Here is a 312-nt window from a genome sequence, read left to right as displayed (position 1 = left end):
TGGTCGTCCCGTACGCGAACTCGTCGGTGTCGGTCTTCCCGACGCGCACCGCAGCGGCCCCGTGCAGCCTCGCGGTGACGGCGGCGTCGGCTGTGGGCACATGGTCGGCACGGACCAGGTAGCTCACGGTTGTTGGCACACCGGCGGTGTCCACCAGCTCCCTCAGCCCGAAGGGGAGGCCGTGCAGCGGCCCCCGGTAGAGGCCGGCCGCGATCTCCCGTTCAGCCTCGCGGGGGGACCGCAGCGGGGCGTCGGCGGTGACGGTCACATAGGCATTGACCTCGGGGTCCACGGCGGCGATGCGGTCCAGTA

General features: G+C 72.1%; 1 protein-coding gene. It reads right to left on the bottom strand.

Annotated elements, in window-relative coordinates; all coding sequences use genetic code 11:
- Positions 1–312: amidase family protein (locus tag UK12_RS34970; RefSeq protein ID WP_045307252.1), on the bottom strand; the 312-nt coding region annotated here is incomplete at both ends.

The organism is Saccharothrix sp. ST-888 (genome assembly GCF_000955975.1).
Lineage (GTDB): Bacteria > Actinomycetota > Actinomycetes > Streptomycetales > Streptomycetaceae > Kitasatospora.
Note: the sequence above shows the minus strand (reverse complement) of the source record. Positions and strands in the feature narration are given on the sequence as shown.